This window comes from Caenibacillus caldisaponilyticus (genome assembly GCF_002003465.1).
In the GTDB taxonomy this organism is placed as follows: Bacteria; Bacillota; Bacilli; order Bacillales; family Sporolactobacillaceae; genus Caenibacillus; species Caenibacillus caldisaponilyticus.
In genome coordinates this window covers 1-955 of sequence record NZ_BDDQ01000180.1, presented here as the reverse complement: position 1 = coordinate 955, position 955 = coordinate 1, and the positions used below count along the sequence as shown (strand labels likewise).

At 50.1% G+C, this 955-nt stretch carries 1 protein-coding gene; it reads right to left on the bottom strand.

Features of this window, described 5'->3' with window-relative positions:
* A partial coding sequence (locus tag CCB157_RS17140) for an IS256 family transposase (RefSeq protein WP_077616967.1) occupies positions 1–864 on the bottom strand: 864 nt, incomplete at its 3' end.
* Positions 865–955 lie beyond the last annotated feature (91 nt).

Sequence of the window (955 nt, the reverse complement as noted above, 5' to 3'; positions counted from 1 at the left end):
CCGGGCCGCCTGCTTATTGGGGGCGTGAAGAATCCCGCGAATCTCCTCAAGCAAGGCATCCTGCATATACTTTGGTGCGGCATCGAGGATATTGCGAATAAAATGTGTCTGGCATCGCTGCCATGTCGCGCCTTGGAAATGCTTTTCAATCGCTTGCACCAGCCCGCCGTGTTGATCCGAGATGATCAAGTCCACTCCCCGGAGTCCCCGGTCTTTCAGCCATCCGAAGAACTCGCTCCAGCTGGACTCCGATTCACTGTTTCCGATTTGCAGGCCAAGAATTTCCCGGTATCCTTCCTCATTCACTCCTGTGGCGATCAAAACGGCTCTGGAACGTACCCGTCCATCTTCCCGGACTTTCGTATAAATAGCATCCACCAACACAAACGGATACACATGTTCATGAAGGGAACGTTGATTCCAATTTTGGATCATCGGATCCAGTCCTTTGCACAACGCGGAGACCGTAGACTTGGAAAACGAAGTCCCGCACAATTCTTCTGTGATTTGGGTGATCTTGCGGGTAGACACTCCGTTTACGACCATTTCCATGAGGGCCAGTACCAGAGCTTGTTCGCTCCGTTGATAACGTTGAAAGAGTTCGGTGGAAAATTCCCCATCCCTTGTCCGCGGCACGCGCAAGGTCAACCGTCCCACCCGAGTCGTCAATTGCCGGGGATAAGACCCGTTTCGATAGCCTTTTCGTTCCTCTGTGCGCTCATAACGGCCGGCGCCAAGTTGATCCGTTAACTGGGCTTCAAGGATTTGATTCAAGACCTGTTCCAACAGTTTGGCCAGTCCTTGATCTTGCGACAGGAACCCGTGCAGGATTTCATCGCTTATTGTAATATTGTATTGAGCTATAGTTGCTTTCCTCCTTTTTGTTTTTTGTTTTGGTCAATGTCCATTCTATCAAAGGGAAAGCAACGTGGCTCTTTTTACATTTCCTTTTTAC